This window comes from Streptomyces sp. AM6-12 (assembly GCF_044327085.1).
Taxonomy (GTDB): Bacteria; Actinomycetota; Actinomycetes; order Streptomycetales; family Streptomycetaceae; genus Streptomyces.
In genome coordinates this window covers 202,065-222,209 of sequence record NZ_JBIQWN010000002.1, presented here as the reverse complement: position 1 = coordinate 222,209, position 20,145 = coordinate 202,065, and the positions used below count along the sequence as shown (strand labels likewise).

Sequence of the window (20,145 nt, the reverse complement as noted above, 5' to 3'; positions counted from 1 at the left end):
ATGCAGATTCACGACCTTCCCTATCCCGACCCCGGCGTGCCCGACGCACGCTCGGGGCCCCGATTCCTGTGGTGGCTCTGGCGCAATCAGCTCGGTGGCCAGCTCAAAGCGCTGGCCTGGGGCCTCCTCCACTTCGTCGCCGTCTCCGCCCTCCCCTTCTGCGTCGGCTTCGCCGTACAGGCCGTCGTGGACCGGTCCGGCACCCGGCTGGCCCTGACGGGCGTTTCAGTGCTGCTGTGCGGTACGGCCGTCGCGGTGGGCGACACCTTCCTGCACCGGGCCGCCGTCACCAACTGGATCACGGCTGCCGCCCGCGTCCAGCAGCTCCTCGCCCGCAAGGCGGCGGCACTCGGCTCGGCGCTGACCCCGCGGGTGGCCGCCGGCGAGGTGGTCGCCGTGTCCACCGGCGACGTGGAGAAGATCGGCTGGTTCGTGGAGGCGGTGTCCCGTTTCACCGCCGCCGCGCTGACCGTGGTCGTCGTCTGTGTCGGCCTCCTCGTCTACCAGCCCGCGCTCGGCACGGTCGTGGCCGCCGGGCTGCCCGTCGTGGCACTCGCCGTACTGCCGCTGCTGCCGCGCGCCACCCGCCGCGCCGACCTACAGCGCGAGAAGGCGGGCCGCGCCACCGAGCTGGCCTCGGACACCGTCGCCGGACTGCGGGTACTGCGCGGCATCGGCGGCGAGGAACTCTTCCTCGCCCGCTACCGCCACGCCTCCCAGGAGGTGCGGCACGCGGCCGTGCGCAGCGCCCGGATGTGGTCACTGATCTCGGCCGTGCAGGTGCTGCTGCCGGGCCTGCTGCTGATCGCGGTCGTCTGGTACGGCGTCCACCTGGTCCGCGAGGGCCGCATCGCCGTCGGCGAACTGGTCACCGTCTACAGCTCCGTGATGGTCCTCAGCTATCCCTTGCAGCACTTCGAAGAGATCGCGATGTCCTACTCCTTCTCCCGCCCCTCGGCCGAGCGCGCCGCACGGGTGCTGTCGTTGGAACGGTCGGCGGCGACAGGCGGCGGCGCTCGCGAGGCGGCGGGCGGTGACCGGCCGGCGGTGCCCCGCGGTGATCTGTACGACCCCGCCAGCGGTCTCAGCGCTCCCGCCGGAAGGCTCACCGCGGTGGTGTGCGGCGACCCGGACGCCGCCGGACGGCTCGCGGAGCGGCTCGGCGGCCACCCCACGGAGCCGGGCCGCTCGGTCCTGCTCGGCGGCACGCCCCTGGACGAACTCCCCCTGGACCTCGCCCGGAGCGCCGTCCTCGTCCAGGACAAGGACCCGGTGCTGCTCTCCGGCACCCTGCGCGAACTGCTCGACGTACCCGCTTCCGGCGCCGTCACGGCCGCCGACGCGCTCGCGGCCGCGGGGTGCGAGGACGTCCTGGACGCCTTGGTGCAGGGCTCCCTGGTCGCCGCCGACCCGATGGACGCCCGCATCACCGAGCGCGGCCGGTCCCTCTCCGGCGGCCAGCGCCAACGGCTCGCCCTGGCCCGGTCGCTGGTCACCGATCCGGAGGTCCTGGTGCTGGACGAACCGACCTCCGCGGTCGACTCGCACACCGAGGCCCGCATCGCCGACGGGCTGCGCCTGCTGCGCTCGGGGCGCACGACGGTCGTGCTCACCTCCTCGCCGCTGCTCCTGGACCGCGCCGACCGGGTGGCCTTGGTCCACGAGGACACGGTCGTGGCGACCGGCACGCACCGGGAGCTGTTCGAGAGCGAACCCCGGTACCGGGCCGTGGTGACACGGGAGACGGACGACGAACCGGCCACCGCCGACGAGGGCGCGCTGCTGGACGCCCTCGGCGAGCTGGAAGAGATCGAGGAGAGCGCATGATCGGCGTCGCACCACCGGAGTACGACCCGGCGGCCCCGACGACCGCCACCACCCTGCCTGTCGGCACGACCGCGACCGTACGGGCCTACGCCGCCGAGCTGTTCCGCCGCCACCGCCGGGCCTTCCTGCTGCTGATCACCGTGAACACGGTGGCCGTGATCGCCTCCATGGCCGGGCCCTACCTGCTCGGCGACCTGGTCCAGCGGGTGTCGGACGGGGCTCGGGAGCCGCACCTCGGCCTCACCACGGGGCTGTTCCTGCTGGCACTCGCCGTGCAGGCGGTGTTCGTCCGGCAGGTGCGGCTGCGCGGCGCCATGCTCGGCGAACGGATGCTCGCCGACCTGCGCGAGGACTTCCTCGTCCGCTCGGTCGGCCTGCCGCCGGGCGTGCTGGAACGCGCGGGCACCGGCGACCTGCTCTCCCGTATCACCACCGACATCGACCGCCTGGCCAACGCCATGCGCGAGGCCGTACCGCAGCTCGCGATCGGTGTCGTATGGGCCCTCCTGCTCCTCGGCGGGCTGGTGGTGACGGCCCCGCCGCTCGCGGCCGCCGTGCTGCTCGCCCTGCCGGTGCTGGTGGCCGGGTGCCGCTGGTACTTCAAGCGGGCGCCCGCCGGCTACCGCTCGGAGGCCGCCGGGTACGCGGCCGTCGCCGCCGCGCTCGCCGAGACCGTGGACGCGGGCCGCACCATCGAGGCGCACCGGCTGGGCGCCCGCCGGGTCGCGCTGTCCGAGCAGCGGATCGAATCCTGGACCGCGTGGGAGAGGTACACGCTGTGGCTGCGGTCCGTGCTGTTTCCGGTCATCAACGCCACCCATGTCATCGTCCTCGGCTCGGTCCTGATGGTGGGCGGAACGCTCGTCCTGCACGGCTGGCTCGGGGTGGGCCGGCTGATCACGGGCGCGCTGCTGGCGCAGATGCTCGTCGATCCGGTGAACCTCATCCTGCGCTGGTACGACGAGGTGCAGGTGGCCCAGGTCTCGCTCGCCCGCCTCGTCGGGGTCCGGGAGATCGAGCCGGGCGCCGGGGACGCGTCGGTGGCGCCCGAGGGCCGGGACGTGCACGCCGACCGGGTGCGCTTCGGCTACCGGGAGGGCGTCGACGTGCTGCGCGAGGTGTCCCTCCAGGTCGCCCCCGGCACCCGGCTCGCCCTGGTCGGCCCCTCGGGCGCGGGCAAGTCCACCCTGGGCCGGCTGCTCGCCGGGATCTACGCGCCCCGCGCCGGGCGGATCGCCCTCGGCGGGGCCGAGCTGTCCCGGATGCCGGCCGAACGCGTCCGCTCGCACGTCGCCCTGGTCAACCAGGAGCACCACGTCTTCGTCGGCTCGCTGCGGGACAACCTCCTGCTGGCCCGCGACGGCGCCGACGACGCGGAACTGTGGGCGGCCCTGGGTGCCGTGGACGCCGACGGCTGGGCTCGGGCGCTGGACGCCGGTCTGGACACCGAGGTCGGATCCGGCGGCCTGACGCTGACCCCGGCGCAGGCCCAGCAGATCGCGCTGGCCCGGCTGGTGCTGGCCGATCCGCACACGCTGGTGCTGGACGAGGCGACCTCGCTCCTGGACCCGCGCGCCGCCCGTAACCTGGAGCGGTCCCTGGCCCGGGTCCTCGACGGCCGCACGGTCGTCGCCATCGCCCACCGGCTGCACACCGCCCACGACGCGGATGTGATCGCCGTGGTGGAGAGCGGCCGGATCAGCGAGCTGGGCAGCCATGACGAGCTGGTCGCGGCGGACGGCGCGTACGCGGCCCTGTGGCGGTCCTGGCACGGCTGAGCGTCCCGCTCGGGCGGCCTCCTCGGAGGCCGCCGGGGCTCCGTGCCGTTGCGCGGTGGCGAGCAGCAGTGGAAGGCTGGAAAACGGAACCGGCTCGGTTTTCGTCCGGGAACCTCCCGGTTCGCACCGTGTGACATCCGTGCCGCCCGTGCCGGCGGCCCGCCGCCCGCTTCGGCGGTATCCGGCCGTCCTCACCACCTGGAGGTAGTCGTGGACAGCGCCGACAGCTGGGGGGACGACGTCTACCAGCCCGATCCCGATCCCCTGGAGGTCCGGGAGGACTCGGGGGTGCTCGACGTCGAGGACACTCTGGACTTCGACGGTGTCGACGACCCCCTCGACCGCGGCTGGTCGCCTCCGGAGCGCCCCTGGGCGGTGGAACACGACGGCGTGACCGCGGCGGAGCGGCGAGCGGGCGAGACCCTCGACCAGCGCCTCGCCGAGGAGATCCCCGACCGGGACCCCCCGGACGGCGACGGCATCGGGGATTGCGCGGGTACCGACGGGGAACTTCTCGACAACGAGGTCGGCGATCTGCGCTCCGGCCGCCTGGTGGCGCCCGACGAGGGGGCGCACGAGGACGAAGAAGCCGCCCTCGTGGCCAGCGACGTCGGTATCGACGGCGCCGCCGCCTCCGCGGAGGAGGCCGCGATGCACATCGTGGACGAGGACTCCGTCTCCGGCTGACCCGCGCACCCTGGCAGTCCCGCCCGCGCCCTGCCCGACCGCCCCGTCCAAGGAGCCGCCATGCAGCAGGACAAGCACCCCGACTACCACGCCGTGGTCTTCCGCGACCGGGCCGCCGGCTACGCGTTCCTCACCCGGTCCACGGCGCAAAGCGAGCAGACCATCGACTGGGACGATGGCCAGACCTACCCGGTGATCGACGTGGAGATCTCCTCGGAGAGCCACCCCTTCTACACCGGCAAGGCCCGGCAGGTCGACACCGAGGGCCGCATCGCGCGCTTCGAGCGCCGCTACGGCGGGGCGGACACGGGCGACGCCACCTGAGCGGCAAGGCGCCCTCAGATCACGTTGAGGGCCGCCGCGCAGCCCACTCCGCCGAGCACCATGAACACAGGCATGAGCACCTTCAGCTCGACCCAGCTGCCCGCCCGGAACCGGATCGCCTTCGGCGGTCCCACCGGGTACCAGCGCTTGCGGCCCAGCGGGATCGGCCACAGGATCGGGCAGCCCGAGACCGTCAGCGCGTCCCCGATGTCGTGTACCAGCGCGCCCAGCACGATCGGCAGCCCCAGCCACAGGTACTGCTGTCCGGGCTCGGTGAACAGCCAGTCCGAGCCGTTGCCGGGCTTGTCGAGCACGCCCGCGAGGATCCACGCGGAGGCCGCCGCCAGCAGCCAGACCAGTATGTCGCTGCTGGAGCCGCGGGCCGCCCGCCACAGCAGGCCCTCGATCGCCAGCACCATGTGCACGAACAGGATCGCCAGCACCGCCCAGCGGCCCCCGGTGATCGCCGCCGCCGATGCGCCGGCGCCGATCAGGACCGCCCACAGCCAGGTGTGCGTCAGCGTGCGATGGCCGCCGGAGCGGCGCGGGTCGCCCTTCTTCCTGGTCGCCTTGTAGACGGCGTAGGACAGCTTGTCCACGATCTCGCAGAGCCAGTGGGAGATCGGCCCGAAGGCGTGCGAGATGGTGGCGGCCTTGTGGTCGAGATCCGGTGCGAGCGCGGCGCCCGCGCAGATCAGGGCGCCGACCAGCAGGACCGGCCAGGGCATCGGGTGCCCGGCCGCGGCGGCGGCCGCCCCGACGCCGAGCCAGGCCGCGGCTCCCGACAGTGAGTGTGCTGGTCCCATCATGGCCGCTTCCCGCCCCATTCCTCAGATACCGCTGTCCAGTTGACACGGTGCGCTGACGCTCCGTCGGCGACACAGCGTAGCTGCCGTGATCTTCCCGGCCCCAGCCGATTCCCCGATCGGGGAGGAGGACAGGCAAGATGGGAGGGTGACCCTCATCGATCAGCTGCCGCCGACCGCCGACCCCGACGCCCTGTACGAAGCCTTCGAGGCGTGGACCCAGGAGCGCGGCCTCACCCTCTACCCGCACCAGGAAGAGGCGCTGATCGAAGCGGTGTCCGGGGCGAACGTGATCGTCTCCACCCCGACCGGCTCCGGCAAGAGCATGATCGCCGCGGGCGCGCACTTCGCGGCGCTGGCCCGCGACGAGGTCACCTTCTACACGGCGCCGATCAAGGCACTGGTGTCGGAGAAGTTCTTCGAGCTGTGCAAGCTGTTCGGCACCGAGAACGTCGGCATGCTCACCGGCGACGCCTCCGTGAACGCCGACGCCCCCGTGATCTGCTGCACCGCCGAGGTGCTGGCCTCGATCGCGCTGCGCGACGGCAAGAACGCGGATGTGGGCCAGGTCGTCATGGACGAGTTCCACTTCTACGCGGAGGGCGACCGCGGCTGGGCCTGGCAGATTCCACTGCTGGAGCTGCCCCAGGCGCAGTTCATTCTGATGTCGGCCACTTTGGGCGATGTGTCCTTCTTCGAGAAGGACCTCACCCGCCGCACCGGCCGCCCCACCGCGGTGGTCCGCTCGGCGACCCGTCCGGTGCCGCTCTCCTACGAGTACAAGCTGACGCCGCTCACCGAGACGCTCACCGAACTGCTGGAGACCAAGCAGGCGCCGGTGTACATCGTCCACTTCACCCAGGCGCAGGCCGTGGAGCGGGCCCAGGCGCTGATGAGCATCAACATGTGCTCGCGCGAGGAGAAGGACCAGATCGCCGAGCTGATCGGCAATTTCCGCTTCACCACGAAGTTCGGCCGCAACCTCTCCCGTTACGTCCGGCACGGCATCGGTGTGCACCACGCCGGCATGCTGCCCAAGTACCGGCGGCTGGTGGAGAAGCTCGCCCAGGCCGGCCTCCTGAAGGTCATCTGCGGCACGGACACGCTCGGCGTCGGTGTCAACGTGCCCATCCGCACCGTGCTGTTCACCGCGCTGACGAAATACGACGGCAGCCGGGTGCGGACCCTGCGGGCACGTGAGTTCCACCAGATCGCGGGCCGGGCCGGCCGGGCCGGCTTCGACACGGCCGGTCTTGTCGTCGCCCAAGCGCCGGAGCACGTCGTCGAGAACGAGAAGGCGCTGGCGAAGGCGGGCGACGACCCGAAGAAGCGGCGCAAGGTGGTGCGCAAGAAGGCGCCGGAGGGCTTTGTCGGCTGGACGGAGAACACCTTCCAGAAGCTGATCGACTCGGAGCCGGAGCCGCTGACGTCGCGTTTCCGCGTGACGCACACCATGCTGCTGTCGGTGATCGCCCGGCCGGGCAACGCCTTCGAGGCGATGCGCCATCTCCTGGAGGACAACCACGAGCCGCGCAAGCAGCAGCTGCGGCACATCCGCCGGGCGATCGCGATCTACCGTTCGCTGCTCGACGGCGGCATCGTGGAGAAGCTCGACAAGCCCGACGCCGAAGGCCGCATCGTGCGGCTCACGGTCGACCTCCAGCAGGACTTCGCGCTCAACCAGCCGCTGTCCACCTTCGCCCTCGCCGCGTTCGAACTGCTCGACCCCGAGTCGCCGTCCTACGCCCTCGACATGGTCTCCGTGGTGGAGTCCACCCTGGACGACCCGCGGCAGATCCTGGTCGCCCAGCAGAACAAGGCGCGGGGCGAGGCGGTGGCGGCGATGAAGGCCGATGGTGTCGAGTACGAGGAGCGCATGGAGCGCCTCCAGGACGTCTCCTACCCGAAGCCGCTGGAAGAGCTGCTGTTCCACGCGTACAACACCTACCGCAAGAGCCACCCCTGGGTCGGCGACCATCCGCTGTCGCCGAAGTCGGTCGTCCGCGACATGTACGAACGGGCGCTTTCCTTCACCGAGTTGGTGTCCTTCTACGAGCTGGCCCGCACCGAGGGCATCGTGCTGCGCTACCTCGCCAGCGCCTACAAGACCCTCGACCACACCATCCCGGACGACCTGAAGTCCGAGGATCTCCAGGACCTGATCGAGTGGCTCGGCGAGATGGTGCGCCAGGTGGACTCCAGCCTGCTGGACGAGTGGGAGCAGCTCGCGAACCCCGAGGAGATGACCGCCGAGCAGGCCCAGGAGAAGGCCGACGAGGTCAAGCCCGTCACCACCAACGCGCGCGCCTTCCGGGTGCTGGTCCGCAACGCGCTGTTCCGCCGCGTGGAACTGGCCGCGCTGGACCAGGTCGAGGAGCTGGGCGAGATGGACGCGGAGTCCGGCTGGGACGCCGACGCCTGGGGCGAGGCGATGGACAAGTACTGGGACGAGTACGAGGATCTCGGCACCGGCCCCGACGCCCGCGGCCCCAAGTTGCTGGTCATCAAGGAAGAGCCGGAGAACGGGCTGTGGCGGGTCCGCCAGATCTTCGACGACCCGAGCGGGGACCACGACTGGGGCATCAGCGCGGAGGTCGATCTCGCGGCCTCGGACGCCGAGGGCCGTGCGGTCGTCCGCGTCACCGATGTCGGCCAGCTGTGACCACAGGAGAATTCCACCCATGACGACGAACCCGGCCGAAAGACTGGTCGATCTGCTCGACCTGGAGCAGATCGAGGTCAACATCTTCCGTGGCCGAAGCCCGCAGGAGTCCTTGCAGCGGGTCTTCGGCGGCCAGGTGGCGGGCCAGGCACTGGTCGCCGCCGGCCGCACCACGGACGGCGACCGCCCGGTGCACTCACTGCACGCGTACTTCCTGCGCCCCGGCCGACCGGGGGTGCCGATCGTGTACCAGGTGGAGCGGGTCCGCGACGGGCGCTCGTTCACCACGCGCCGCGTCACCGCGGTGCAGCAGGGCCGCACGATCTTCAATCTGACCGCCTCCTTTCACAAGCCCGAGGAAGGACCGTTCGAACACCAGCTGCCGCCGGCCCGTGAGCTGGCGCATCCCGAGTCGCTGCCGACGGTGGCCGAGGAGATACGCAAGCACCTGGGCACGCTGCCGGAGCAGTTGGAGCGGATGGCGCGCCGCCAGCCCTTCGACCTCCGGTACGCCGAACCGCTGCGCTGGAACGACGAGGAGATCAGGGGCGCCGAGCCGCGCAGCGCGGTGTGGATGCGCGCGGTGGGCCCGCTGGGCGACGACCCGCTGGTCCACACCTGCGCGCTGACCTACGCCAGCGACATGACGCTCCTGGACGCGGTGCGCATCCCCATCGAACCCCTGTGGGGCCGCAGGAACTTCGACATGGCCTCGCTGGACCACGCCATGTGGTTCCACCGGCCGTTCCGCGCCGACGAGTGGTTCCTGTACGACCAGGAGTCGCCGATCGCCACGGGCGGGCGGGGCCTGGCACGCGGGCGTATCTACGACATCGAGGGGCGACTGCTCGTCTCGGTCGTCCAGGAGGGACTGTTCAGGTCCCTGTAGCGGGCTGCCGACCGGACTCGACCGCGGGTACCCGGACCTCTGCCGCGGACCGAGCCGGTCCGCGCCGCAGCCAGGCGCGCAGACGGCGCGTGGAGCGCGGTGGCGCCTGTCCCGATCCGGGGAAGCGGGGTACGGGGGCCGGAGCGGGCCGTACACGCGGCACGTGCCGCCGCTCGGGCGCGTCCGGTTCGGGTGCACGTCGCTCGGGTGCGTGTCGCGGCTCGGGCGCGCACCCTCCGGTGATTCGACGCGGCTTGACAGTCCGCGCCGTCGGCTCCGCGGCTTCCGCCATCGGTCCGGACGTCGCCGGCCTCGGCACGGCCGTGGTCTCCGTCGGCTCCACCGGGGTCGGTGTCGGCGCCACCGGCGCCGTGACCGTGCGCGCCATGGGTGGGATCGGCCGCGGCGTCGGACGCGTCGTCGGCCCGGCACGGCGGACGGCGGGGCGTGGGGCCGGCGAGAGAGCCCGTGCTTCCTCGACCGAGTGGGCGAGGTCGCTGCGCAGCCAGTCGATCTCGTCCGCGTCCTGCGCGGTCGTGATCCGCTCGGCGAGGTGGGCGAAGGAGGTTCCGGCCAGGGTCTGGCCGGGGAGCGCGGGCCGCAATCGGTTGACCCAGGCGCGCTCGTACGGGTCCTCGACGACGTCGGCGACCTCGACGGGAGGGAGCAGGGCGGCCAGAGCCCCGGCTCGGGCCCACGGGTCCTCGGCCTGCCGCAGCAGGCATCCCAGCTGCCGCATGCGCCAGTTGCGGGCGCGCAGGTCCACGCCCTCCGCGAGCTGACCGCGCAGCGTCTCGGGGGTGCGCCCCTTGAGCAGCTGCGCGTTCTCGCTGACGGCCGCGAAGTGCTTCAGCTCCTCGGTGAGATAGAGCCAGACCACGGCGCCGTACCGGTTGACGTAGACCTTCGCGGGCACGAGCAGGCCGAGGCGGGCGAGCCGGGTGAAGCGGCCGGCCGAGATCTCCATCAGCTCGGCGCCCTCGGTGGTGCCCACGACGCGCACCCGGTCCTTGAGCTTGTCCGGGAATCCGTCCTGCGCCCGGAGCCGGGCGATCTCCGCGCGCTCCACCAGCCGACCCCCTCCCCCGCCCTCGTCGGGCACGGTCCGCACATGGCCGAGCTGGACGGCGAGGTCCAACTCGCCGCGCAGGACGCCCAGTTCACGAGCGGCCCGGCTCAGTGTGCAGATGTCCGTGCGTACTGGTTCGAAGGTGTGTGCCGACATGGTCTTACTCCCCCATGGAGTCGGTGGCTCACGCCCGGTGCGTTCGCCATGCACAAACCGTAGCCGGATCGGCGCAGCGCGTGGTCAGCCTGTGGATAACTCCGCAGGACTTCACAAACTCCCAGGTCAGATCTCTGCGTCAGGTGCCCGTTCGGGTTTCCGGGCGTCGACGCCGAGATGTTCGCCGACCCGGTTGACGAGCAGGGTCATCTCGTAGGCGATCTGCCCGATGTCGGCCTCCGCCCCGCTGAGCACGCACAGGCAGCTACCGGGGCCGGCCGCGGTCACGAACAGCACGGCGTCGTCGTACTCGATCATCGTCTGGCGCACCGCGCCCGCGCCGAAGTGGCGGCCCGAGCCCTTTGCCAGGCTGTGCAGTCCGGACGCCACGGCGGCGAGGTGTTCGGCGTCCTCGCGGCGTAGGCCGGTGCTCGCGCCGGTGACCAGTCCGTCGTTGGACAGGACCAGCGCGTGCCGTACATCGTCCACACGTTCCGTCAGGTCGTCCAGGAGCCACCCGAGTCCCTGGTTCTGCGCCATTTCCGTCTCCCCGTGTGATCTCTCCCCCCTGGCCGGAGGAACCCTCCGCAAGCCTTCCCCACGTGCGGCGTACGGGCAAGCAGGATGGGCGCATGGCACAGAAGATGACCGACGACGAATGGCGGGCGTTCGTCTCAAAAGGCACCCGCACCGGCAAACTGTCCACTGTTCGCGCCGATGGGAGCCCGCATGTGGCCCCGGTCTGGTTCCTGCTGGACGGGGACGAACTGGTCTTTCTCACCGGCCGGGAGACCGTGAAAGGGCGCAATCTCGTCCGTGACGGGCGTGTTGCCCTGTGTGTGGACGACGACCGGCCGCCGTTCCATTTCGTGGTGCTCAGCGGCCGCGCCCGGTTGTCGGAGGATCCGGCGCAACTGCGCCACTGGGCCGCACGGGTCGCCGCCCGGTACATGGGTGAGGACCGCGCCGAGGAGTTCGGGGCCCGCAACGGAGTTCCCGGTGAGCTGTTGGTGCGCGTTCCCGTCGAACAGGTCGCGGCGGTGCGGGACCTGGCGGCCTGAGCGGCGGCCCGGCCTGCCGACAGCCGCGGTGCGCCCGCCACCGCAGCGGAACGCGGACAGCACAGGGCCGTGGAAGCAGGGCATCATGCGGGTCATGAGTGACGACCACGCGCATGTCCAGGAGTTCTTCACCGCACGGGCCGCCGACTGGGACCGCAAGTTCCCCGACGACGGGCCCGCGTACGCGGCCGCGGTGGCCGACCTCGGATTGCGGGCTGGCGACCGCGTGCTGGACGCGGGGTGCGGAACAGGGCGCGCACTGCCCCCGCTGCGGGCCGCCGTGGGCCCCACCGGAGTGGTGCTCGGGGCCGACCTGACCCCGGCGATGCTCGCGGCCGCCGTGACGGCGGGCCGGGACGGGGAGGGAGCACTGCTGCTCGCGGACGTCGCCGCCCTGCCCCTGCGCTCGACAAGCCTGGACGCGGTGTTCGCGGCCGGGTTGATCGCCCACCTGCCGCGCCCGGTGGACAACCTGCGCGAACTCGCCCGCGTGGTACGCCCCGGTGGACGGCTCGCCCTCTTCCACCCCATCGGCCGCGCGGCCCTGGCGGCGCGGCAGGGCCGGCAGATCACACCGGACGACCTGCGCGCCGAGCCCAATCTCCGCTCCCTGCTGTCCGCTTCGGGGTGGCGTATGACCTCATACGTGGACGAGGACGCCCGTTTCCTCGCCCTCGCCGTGCGCGAGGCCTGAAGGGTCATGCGCCAGGTCCGAAGGGTCAGATGTTTGCGGCGACGGCGGCCGCGAAAGCGTCGGGGTTGTCGAACATGACATTGTGCCCGGCGCCGGGCACCGTCAGCACCCGTACGCCGGCCGCCGCCAGCCGCTCCCGGCCCTCGAGTTCGCCGCTCGCCTCCCCTTGCAGATACACCCGGTCGATGTCCAGACCCTCCAGGATCCTGTGCATCACAGGGTCGGAGCCGCGGCGCAGGCCGACGGCGCTGCGATACAGGGCGCGCGGGTCCGCCAGCCGCATGGTGGCAGCCCACAGCGGACCGACGGCCTCCAGGACACGCGTGTACGCCTCCTCGACGAACTCTTCCTCCCCGTAGGTGGCGATCGCGCTACTGCCCGCCGCCAGAGGCGGGAACGCGTCCAGGTTGGCCTCGGAGAGCACCAGCCGGGAGACGAGTTCGGGCCGCCGGTGTGCGAGCACGATGGCGACGGCACCGCCCATACTGTGCGCGATCAGCTCCGCGCCGCCGATCCCCGCCGCGTCCAGCGCGGCCGCCACCGCGTTGGCGTGCTCCTCCAGCGTGTAGCCGAAGTGCGGGGGCCGGTCGCTGAGGCCGTGGCCGGGCAGGTCCATGAACAGGCTGCGCCTTCCCGCGAGTTCTGAGCGAGCCGCGATGTGCGCGTGATAGGGCGCGGACATCGACCCCAGACCGTGGAGGTAGACCCGTGCGGGGCCCTCTCCCGACACCTCCGTCCAGCGGATGTGGCTTCCCTCGCCATCGAATACGGCTTGCCGCAAGGCTCCCTCCCTGTCGCTCTTGATCACCACCTCACCATACATCGCTACCGAGGTATGGCGTCAACAGAGTATGAGCATGTCGCTGTACCGCGCCGCCGTACGGAAGAATGCGGGCATGCTCGAACTCGCCATCCTGGGATTCCTGTACGAGGCTCCCCTGCACGGATACGTCCTGCGCCGGCACATCGCGGCGCTCACGGGGCATGTGCGGCCCGTCGCGGAGAGCACGCTGTATCCGGCGATCAAGCGGCTGGAGAAGGCCGGACTACTGGTGCGGGCCACCGAGCCGGGCGCCGTGGCCGCGCCGCGTCATGTGCTGCGGCTGACCGAGGAGGGCCGAAAGGAGCTGTGGCGCCGGCTCGCCGAACCCGGGCAGCGCGAGATCACGGACGAGAACCAGTGGTTCGTCCTGCTCGCCTTCCTGCGCCATCTGGCGGACCCCACCGCGCAGGCCGCGGTGCTGAGGCGACGGCTCGCCTTCCTGGAGGAACCGACGAGTTTCTTCTACGACGGCGACCGGCCGGTCCGGGCCGAGGAAGTGAACGACCCCTTCCGGCAGGGCATCCTCACCATCGCGCGCGCCACGAGCCGGGCCGAACTCGGCTGGCTGCGCGCGACCCTCGCCTCACTCGGGGGAGTCTGAGGTGTCCAGGTGCCGCACCGGGCAGCCACGCAGTCCCGGAACCGGGCGGGTGCCGAGGTCGGCCACGCGATAACCGTTCGGGTAGCCCTTGATCTCCCGGTTCTGGCGCGCGAAGTGGGGCGTCCGGCGCGGCGGCAGCAGCCGCACGATCCGGCCACGCGCCCGCACGGCGCGGCGTACCAGGGCGACGGTGGTCGCTCCGGGCCGCTCATAGCGGAACGCGTTCAGCAGCGGCTCGTCGAGCAGGGCGAGCACGCCCGTGCGCAGCAGAGGCGCCAAGGGGCGCGCGTACCAGGAGGCCATCAGGTCGAGGGTGGCGTCCGAGACGCGCCGACCCCTCTCGTCCCAGCCGAAATGCGCCTCTTCGTAGGTGTCGAGAAGGGTCTCGAACTCTTCGTAGCTCTTGGGAAGACCGGGGATGCCCATGTGCCGACCGAGGGTCCGGTAGTACTCGGTGGCGGCGACGATCTCGTGCCGGGACAGCCGGCGCCAGCCGTAGGTGTCGATCCAGCGTTTGGGCACCACGACGAAGGTGCTGAGCACGTACCGCATGTCGTCGTCGCTGATGTCGTAGCTGCGGTGCATCTGGTTGATGCGGCGGATGGCCGTGCGCCCCTGTGCGGCGGCGAAACCGTGCTCCACGACGGTGTCGAGAAGCAGCGCGGTGTCGTCGTACCGCTTCTGGGTGCGGTCGGTCAGCTCGGCGGTCTGCGCCAGGAGCCGACCGATGCTCGGGACGGCGTAGGTGCGGTAGAGGGCCAGTTCGAGGGCGCGTGTGTAGTCCCAGGGGAATTCGTAGGCGGTGCTGAGCCGGTAGATCTCCGGGGCGTTTGCCACCGGGTCCAGCCGGCGGATCCGCTCCAGCCGTTCGAAGCGCTTCACCGCGCCATCCCCCTTCTGTCGCCGGAACCCAACTCTATGCGGAGCCAGGGGAGATGAACCATCACCGATCTGCCCATCTCGGAAGCGGGGCGGGCACCTTTGTGTGGTGGGATTCGCGCCCTGGCGGTCCGAGGACGGGGCCGGTCTGGGGAAGTCCCGTGGAGACCGTGGTCGTTTCGCCCCCGTCCAGGGGGAAAGTTGCAGGTCCGCGTGGTGTGAGGAGTCGTGACAAGGGCCTTCCGTCCGCATTAGGGTGCGCGCGGTTGGACAAACCACTGGGAGGCAGGGATGGCCGGGACGGACGATGGGGCCGTCGCCGCCGCGGACGATGCGCTGTATGTGCTGACGGCGGTGCTGCTGACGCCGGCGCAGTTCCCGAGCGTGCTGGGCGACGACTATCCGGAATCGTGCGCGGCGCTGGGGCTCGCGCCCCGCGCCGATGGGTACGGCCTGGTGCTCGGGCAGGACGGCGAGGGCGCCCGCTGGACGGTCGTCATCGACGATGTCTCGCTGGTCGCGGTGGCGATCGCGTCCTGGGACTGCGGGCTGGAGTACGAGCTGTCGCCGGCGGAGCACGCCATCGTGACCGCGCTGCCCGGCTGGCCGCTGGCGGTCGCCGTCGCGGCGCCCGGCGTCCCCGCGCCGCACGATCCCGCTCCCGAGACGGGTGAGCGGCCCCCGCTGCGGCCGCCGGACACCAGTGTCTGGGGCCCGGCTCAGCGGCGCCTGGGCGCCGACGAGATCGCGTTGCAGTGGGCGGCCTGGCGGCAGCAGATCAACGACGACGAGTTCGCCGCACCGGCCGGCCGGTCCTCCGCTGCCGAGCCCCCGGCGCAGGCCGAGGGCAAGGGGCCAGGGGACGCGGAACCGCCGAGGGGCGGACACCAGGGGATACGGCGGGTGCTCGCGGAGGCGCGCGCCTACGTCGACTCGCCGCCGCCGCTGGGCCGGGTGCGCTCCACCTTCGCCCCCGGTGACGCCCGCACACTGCGCGCGGACGGCCCCGGCTGGTCGATGGTGGCGCGCACCGACGACATCGCCTTCGTCCTGCTCGACGACGAGCCGGGCGAGGTCCTGCCGGTCGGTCGCGGCCCGGAGCTGCCCGGACTGCTGGACGCCCTCGACAAGATGGCCGTACGGCCCCTGTGATCAGAGGCGGCGCGGTGTCCGTCTCAGCGGCCGAGTTCCTTGCGGGTGATCCTGCGGAGCCTGCGCCGCTGGGACGGGTCCAGCGCCAGATAGGCGGCGGCCGGGACTCCCACCACGACCAAGAGCGCCACCCACCAGGGCAGTCCCAGGAGCAGCAGTATCAGACCGACCGCCACGCCCCCTGCGGCGATCTTCGCGTTTCTCGACATGAGCGTCGCCTCCTTCACGGCCACTGCCGTTCTCTGCTGTGAGAACGGCGTCCCGCTCCCCGCGGTTCCGGGCCTCACCCCTGAGACATCCCTGATGTGCGCCCCTAGTGGGTCGGCCGGGAGGTTTACCCGAGAAAGCCCCATGCCGTGCGCGACGGAACGGCCGGGGAGCGCGGCTCGCGTATGCGCCGTGCTCCCCGGCCTCCCTTCCGTCCCCGCCTCGCGCGTGCGGCCGTCAGTCGCGGGCGCCCAGCAGGTGGTCCATCGCCAGCTGGTCGAGGTGTTCGAACGCCATTCCGCGCGCGGCGGCGGCCTCGACGTCGAACTCCTCGAACGCGGTCCGGTCGGCGAGCAGGGCGTCCAGGCCGTCGGCCGCGGTCGGCTGGGCCAACTGGTCCAGGCGCGCGGCACGCAGCGCCTCCCGCACCTCCGGGTCGGCGCGGAAGGCGGCCGCGCGGTCCTTGAGGATCAGGTAGTTGCGCATGCAGCCCGCGGCCGAGGCCCACACGCCGTCGAAGTCCTCGGTGCGCGGCGGCTTGAAGTCGAAGTGCCGCGGACCCTCGTAACCGGCGCTCTCCAGGAGGTCGACCAGCCAGAACGCCGCCCGTAGGTCGCCGGCGCCGAACCGCAGGTCCTGGTCGTACTTGATGCCGGACTGGCCGTTGAGGTCGATGTGGAAGAGCTTGCCCGCCCACAGGGCCTGCGCGATGCCGTGCGGGAAGTTCAGGCCGGCCATCTGCTCGTGGCCGACCTCCGGGTTGACGCCGTACAGCTCGGGGCGCTCCAGGCGCTCGATGAAGGCCAGCGCGTGGCCGACGGTGGGCAGCAGGATGTCGCCGCGGGGCTCGTTGGGCTTGGGCTCGATGGCGAAACGGAGGTCGTAGCCCTGGGCGGTGACGTACTCGCCGAGGAGGTCGAACGCCTCCTTCATGCGGTCGAGGGCGTCGCGCACGTCCTTGGCGCCACCGGACTCGGCGCCCTCACGGCCGCCCCAGGCGACGTACGTCTCGGCGCCCAGCTCGACCGCCAGGTCGATGTTGCGGATCGTCTTGCGCAGCGCGTACCGGCGCACATCGCGGTCGTTGGCGGTGAATCCGCCGTCCTTGAAGACAGGGTGGGCGAAGAGGTTCGTGGTGGCCATGGGCACCTTCATGCCCGTGGCGTCCAGGGCCTGGCGGAACCGCTTGATGTGCGACTCGCGCTCGGTGTCGGAGGACCCGAAGGGGATCAGGTCGTCGTCGTGGAAGGTCACTCCGTAGGCGCCCAGCTCGGCCAGGCGCTGCACGGTCTCGACCGGGTCGAGGGCCGGGCGGGTGGCATCTCCGAACGGGTCCTTCCCCTGCCAGCCGACGGTCCACAGACCGAAGGTGAACCTGTCCTCGGGGGTGGGCTGGAAGCTCATGCCGCGGCTCCTTGTTCCGTACGACTATTTCGTCATGGCCGTTTACAAATTAGTATGCGACCACGTTTCTGGGAAGAGACAAGGTGTCTTCGACCACCAGGTGTCTTCGACAGATGGCTTCCATGGGTGCCCTCGGAGGTGTCCTCCGGAAGCCCCCACAGCGCATCCCGGTGAGCCGCGGAAGAGGGAGAACCCCATGTCAGCAGCGGAGGGTCCGCTCGTCGTCGGTGTGGACACGTCCACCCAGTCCACGAAGGCCCTGGTCGTCGACGCGGCCACCGGGCGGGTGGTGGCGAGCGGCCAGGCGCCGCACACCGTCACCGGCGGCGCGGGCCGGGAGAGCGATCCGCGCCAGTGGTGGGACGCCTTGGGTGAAGCGCTGCGCCAATGCGGGGACGCGGCGCACGAGGCGGCCGCGGTGTCGATCGGCGGCCAGCAGCACGGCCTGGTCACCCTGGACGAGCACGGTGAGCCGGTGCGTCCGGCGCTGCTCTGGAACGACGTCCGTTCCGCGCCGCAGGCCCGTCGGCTGGCGGAGGAGCTGGGCGGCCCGAAAGCCTGGGCGGAGCGCACCGGCAGCGTGCCCGGCGCGTCGTTCACCGTGACCAAGTGGGCGTGGCTCGCCGAGCACGAACCGGAGGCGGCGCGCGCCACCAGGGCCGTACGGCTCCCCCACGACTACCTCACCGAGCGCCTGACCGGGCAGGCCGTCACCGATCGCGGCGATGCCTCCGGCACCGGCTGGTGGGCGTCCGGCACGGGGCGGTACGACGAGGAGATCCTGGCGCACATCGGACTCGATCCGGCGCTGCTGCCACGGGTGGTACATCCGGGTGAGGTGGCCGGGACCGTGCGCGACGGCCATGGACTGCCCTTCTCGAGGGGCACGTTGGTGGCCCCCGGCACCGGTGACAACGCGGCGGCCGCGCTGGGCCTCGGCCTGCTGCCCGGCACCCCGGTGCTGAGCCTCGGGACGTCCGGCACGGTGTACGCCGTCTCCCGGCACCGCCCGGCCGATCCCACCGGCACGGTGGCGGGCTTCGCCGACGCGCGCGGGGACTGGCTGCCCCTGGCCTGCACCCTGAACTGCACGCTCGCCGTGGACCGCGTCGCGACCCTGCTGGGCCTGGACCGCGAGGCCGTGGCGCCCGGCGGCTCCGTGACCCTGCTGCCGTTCCTGGACGGCGAGCGCACCCCCAACCTGCCGAACGCCTCCGGGCTGCTGCACGGGCTGCGCCACGACACGACGCCGGGCCAGCTGCTCCAGGCGGCGTACGACGGCGCCGTGCATTCGCTGCTCGGCGCCCTCGACCTGGTCCTCGAAGAGGACGCGGACCGGGACGGGCCGCTGCTGCTGATCGGCGGCGGCGCGCGGGGCCGGGCCTGGCAGCAGACCGTGCGGCGGCTGTCCGGGCGGCCAGTCCAGATCCCCGCGGCCAAGGAATTGGTCGCCCTGGGTGCGGCGGCCCAGGCGGCCGGGCTGCTGACCGGTGAGGACCCGGCGGCGGTGGCTCGCCGCTGGAACACCGCGGCCGGGCCGGTGCTGGAGCCCGTGCACCGGGACGAGGAGACGCTGGCCCGGATCGGCGGGGTACTCTCCGACGCGGCCCCGCTGCTGGAACGGGGCAGGGAAAACCGCTGAGCCGAGCCGCCCGGCCTTGAACGAGGATTGACGCAGGCATGACCGCACCGCTGCACGAGGCCCGACCCGCGGGGGTCGGCCGGGCCCTGCCGGACACCCAGCAGGGCATGCGCCGGCGCAACCTCGCGCGGGTGCTGCACGCGGTCAGCGCCGAGGGCTCGCTGTCCCGGGCGGCGGTGGCCTCGCGCATCGGTCTGACGCGGGCCGCGGTGTCGACCCTGGTGGACGATCTGATCCGCTGGGGATTGCTGGAGGAACTGGGCCCCGAGCGGCCGGGGCGCGTGGGCCGGCCCGGATCGGCATTGGCGGTGAGCGGCCGCGGCCCGGCCGGGATCGGGGCCGAGATCGGCGTGGATCACCTCGCGGTGTCCGCGGTCGACCTGCGTGGCGCGGTCCGTGCGCGGGCTGTGCGCCGGGGCGCCAACCGCGGCCGGGCGCCCGAGCCGGTGATCGCGGAGCTGACGACGCTGGTCCGCCAGGTGGTCGCCGAGGCCGAGCGGGAGGAGCTCTGGCCCGCCGGGCTCGCGGTCGCCGTACCCGGACTGGTGGCGCGTGACGGCCGTACGGTCGTCCGCGCACCCAACCTCGGATGGCACGACACCGACCTCGGTGACCTGTTGCCCGGCGACTGGCCGCTCGCCGTGGACAACGAGGCCAACTTCGGCGCGCTGGCGGAACTCTGGCTCGGCGCCGGCACCGCGCGCGAGTTCCTGCACGTGTCGGCCGAGATCGGCATCGGCGCGGCGATCGTCGTGGACGGCCGACTGCTGCGCGGCACGCGTGGGTTCGCGGGTGAGCTGGGCCATGTGCCGGTACGACCGGACGGGCCGTCCTGTGCGTGCGGCGGGCGCGGCTGTCTGGAGCAGTACGCGGGTCAGGAGGCGGTGCTGCGCGCGGCGGGGCTCCGGCCGCGCGAGGATCTCGTCGGCCTGCTCGCGGAACATGCCGAGAAGGGCGAGGAAGGGGCGCGGGTGGCGCTGCGGGACGCGGGCACGGCGCTCGGCATCGCACTCACCGGGGCGGTGAACCTGCTCGACCCCGAGACGGTGGTCCTGGGCGGCGCGCTGGCGGAGCTCTCCCCCTGGCTGCTGCCCTCGCTGGAGGCGGAACTGGTCGGCCGCACGTCAGGGCTGCCCTGCCCGGTGGCGGTGTCGCCGCTCGGCCCCGAGGGACCGCTGCTGGGCGCGGCGCACTCCGTCGTCCGGGCCGTGCTCGATGATCCGGCATCGGCGGCGAAACGTTCCTGACGATTCGTCAAGCATCGGCGGGCAGGGGTCCGCCGACGGCTCAGGCTCGGCCACACCACCCTTCGGCGCATTGTCCTCACCCGAAGGGGTGGCGAAGTTATCCACAGGCTTTCGCTTGTCCACGGAACCGTGGCGGACCCTTCTGCCGGGGCCGCCCGCGCCGTACCGTGAATCGCACGAGGCACGCGCTGCCGGGGCGTCAGAGCCCGCACGGACCTCGTGATTTCGAGCGGCATT

The 20,145-nt window shown here is 72.1% G+C and carries 19 protein-coding genes; 12 read left to right on the top strand and 7 right to left on the bottom strand.

The window, feature by feature from the left end:
- The 4 genes from ACE4Q9_RS29370 (at position 1) to ACE4Q9_RS29355 (ending at position 4,616) form a co-directional block, all read left to right on the top strand.
- Positions 1–1,827 carry an ABC transporter transmembrane domain-containing protein gene (locus ACE4Q9_RS29370; protein WP_397987531.1) on the top strand — a complete coding sequence of 609 codons (1,827 nt, stop codon included), beginning with the start codon at positions 1–3 and terminating at the stop codon, positions 1,825–1,827.
- The gene (locus ACE4Q9_RS29365) at positions 1,824–3,605 is read left to right on the top strand and encodes an ABC transporter ATP-binding protein (RefSeq protein WP_397987530.1); all 1,782 of its coding nucleotides are present in this window, start codon (positions 1,824–1,826) and stop codon (positions 3,603–3,605) included. The genes ACE4Q9_RS29370 and ACE4Q9_RS29365 overlap by 4 nt, the downstream gene beginning before the upstream one ends.
- Before the next feature lie 210 nt (positions 3,606–3,815).
- Positions 3,816–4,292, top strand: a complete 477-nt coding sequence (locus ACE4Q9_RS29360) for a DUF5709 domain-containing protein (RefSeq protein WP_397987529.1) — start codon at positions 3,816–3,818, stop codon at positions 4,290–4,292.
- A 60-nt stretch (positions 4,293–4,352) separates the two neighbouring features.
- Positions 4,353–4,616, top strand: coding sequence for a type B 50S ribosomal protein L31 (locus ACE4Q9_RS29355; protein ID WP_397987528.1), 264 nt, complete (start codon positions 4,353–4,355; stop codon positions 4,614–4,616).
- Positions 4,617–4,630: 14 nt separating this feature from the next.
- Here the strand turns inward: ACE4Q9_RS29355 and ACE4Q9_RS29350 are convergent, their stop codons facing one another.
- Positions 4,631–5,425 (bottom strand): metal-dependent hydrolase, encoded by a 795-nt coding sequence (locus ACE4Q9_RS29350; protein ID WP_397987527.1) that lies wholly within the window; start codon positions 5,423–5,425, stop codon positions 4,631–4,633.
- Positions 5,426–5,570: 145 nt separating this feature from the next.
- On the opposite strand from ACE4Q9_RS29350, the gene ACE4Q9_RS29345 reads away from it, so the two are divergent.
- Together ACE4Q9_RS29345 and ACE4Q9_RS29340 are read left to right on the top strand one after the other, a co-directional pair.
- Entirely contained in the window at positions 5,571–8,084 is a 2,514-nt protein-coding gene (locus tag ACE4Q9_RS29345) for a DUF3516 domain-containing protein (RefSeq protein ID WP_397987526.1), read from the top strand.
- Between the two features lie 19 nt (positions 8,085–8,103).
- Positions 8,104–8,973 carry an acyl-CoA thioesterase gene (locus ACE4Q9_RS29340; RefSeq protein WP_397987525.1) on the top strand — a complete coding sequence of 290 codons (870 nt, stop codon included), beginning with the start codon at positions 8,104–8,106 and terminating at the stop codon, positions 8,971–8,973.
- On the opposite strand, the gene ACE4Q9_RS29335 is transcribed toward ACE4Q9_RS29340, so the two are convergent.
- Together ACE4Q9_RS29335 and ACE4Q9_RS29330 are read right to left on the bottom strand one after the other, a co-directional pair.
- A complete protein-coding gene (locus ACE4Q9_RS29335; protein WP_397987524.1) occupies positions 8,960–10,198 on the bottom strand; it encodes a DUF6397 family protein in 1,239 nt (412 codons plus the stop codon). The two genes, ACE4Q9_RS29340 and ACE4Q9_RS29335, sit on opposite strands and share 14 nt — an antisense overlap.
- A gap of 126 nt (positions 10,199–10,324) precedes the next feature.
- A complete protein-coding gene (locus ACE4Q9_RS29330; protein WP_397987523.1) occupies positions 10,325–10,738 on the bottom strand; it encodes a roadblock/LC7 domain-containing protein in 414 nt (137 codons plus the stop codon).
- Between the two features lie 92 nt (positions 10,739–10,830).
- On the opposite strand from ACE4Q9_RS29330, the gene ACE4Q9_RS29325 reads away from it, so the two are divergent.
- Both ACE4Q9_RS29325 and ACE4Q9_RS29320 read left to right on the top strand, forming a co-directional pair.
- The gene (locus ACE4Q9_RS29325; protein ID WP_397987522.1) at positions 10,831–11,259 is read left to right on the top strand and encodes a PPOX class F420-dependent oxidoreductase; all 429 of its coding nucleotides are present in this window, start codon (positions 10,831–10,833) and stop codon (positions 11,257–11,259) included.
- Between the two features lie 94 nt (positions 11,260–11,353).
- Positions 11,354–11,953 carry a class I SAM-dependent methyltransferase gene (locus tag ACE4Q9_RS29320; RefSeq protein ID WP_397987521.1) on the top strand — a complete coding sequence of 200 codons (600 nt, stop codon included), beginning with the start codon at positions 11,354–11,356 and terminating at the stop codon, positions 11,951–11,953.
- A 25-nt stretch (positions 11,954–11,978) separates the two neighbouring features.
- On the opposite strand, the gene ACE4Q9_RS29315 is transcribed toward ACE4Q9_RS29320, so the two are convergent.
- Entirely contained in the window at positions 11,979–12,734 is a 756-nt protein-coding gene (locus ACE4Q9_RS29315; protein WP_397987520.1) for an alpha/beta fold hydrolase, read from the bottom strand.
- Positions 12,735–12,849: 115 nt separating this feature from the next.
- Between ACE4Q9_RS29315 and ACE4Q9_RS29310 the strand changes: the two genes are divergently transcribed.
- The gene (locus ACE4Q9_RS29310; protein WP_397988254.1) at positions 12,850–13,377 is read left to right on the top strand and encodes a PadR family transcriptional regulator; all 528 of its coding nucleotides are present in this window, start codon (positions 12,850–12,852) and stop codon (positions 13,375–13,377) included.
- Here ACE4Q9_RS29310 and ACE4Q9_RS29305 read toward each other — a convergent pair.
- Positions 13,360–14,259 carry an oxygenase MpaB family protein gene (locus ACE4Q9_RS29305; protein WP_397987519.1) on the bottom strand — a complete coding sequence of 300 codons (900 nt, stop codon included), beginning with the start codon at positions 14,257–14,259 and terminating at the stop codon, positions 13,360–13,362. The two genes, ACE4Q9_RS29310 and ACE4Q9_RS29305, sit on opposite strands and share 18 nt — an antisense overlap.
- 288 nt (positions 14,260–14,547) lie before the next feature.
- Between ACE4Q9_RS29305 and ACE4Q9_RS29300 the strand changes: the two genes are divergently transcribed.
- Complete coding sequence (locus tag ACE4Q9_RS29300) at positions 14,548–15,408, top strand: hypothetical protein (RefSeq protein WP_397987518.1); 861 nt, start codon at positions 14,548–14,550, stop codon at positions 15,406–15,408.
- Between the two features lie 23 nt (positions 15,409–15,431).
- Here ACE4Q9_RS29300 and ACE4Q9_RS29295 read toward each other — a convergent pair whose 3' ends face one another.
- Positions 15,432–15,617, bottom strand: coding sequence for a hypothetical protein (locus ACE4Q9_RS29295; protein ID WP_397987517.1), 186 nt, complete (start codon positions 15,615–15,617; stop codon positions 15,432–15,434).
- 235 nt (positions 15,618–15,852) lie between these two features.
- The gene (gene xylA, locus ACE4Q9_RS29290; RefSeq protein WP_397987516.1) at positions 15,853–17,019 is read right to left on the bottom strand and encodes a xylose isomerase; all 1,167 of its coding nucleotides are present in this window, start codon (positions 17,017–17,019) and stop codon (positions 15,853–15,855) included.
- Between the two features lie 196 nt (positions 17,020–17,215).
- Here xylA and xylB point away from each other — a divergent pair, with 196 nt between their 5' ends.
- Together xylB and ACE4Q9_RS29280 are read left to right on the top strand one after the other, a co-directional pair.
- The gene (xylB, locus tag ACE4Q9_RS29285) at positions 17,216–18,661 is read left to right on the top strand and encodes a xylulokinase (RefSeq protein WP_397987515.1); all 1,446 of its coding nucleotides are present in this window, start codon (positions 17,216–17,218) and stop codon (positions 18,659–18,661) included.
- Positions 18,662–18,699: 38 nt separating this feature from the next.
- Positions 18,700–19,908, top strand: coding sequence for an ROK family protein (locus ACE4Q9_RS29280; RefSeq protein WP_397987514.1), 1,209 nt, complete (start codon positions 18,700–18,702; stop codon positions 19,906–19,908).
- Positions 19,909–20,145: the final 237 nt, after the last annotated feature.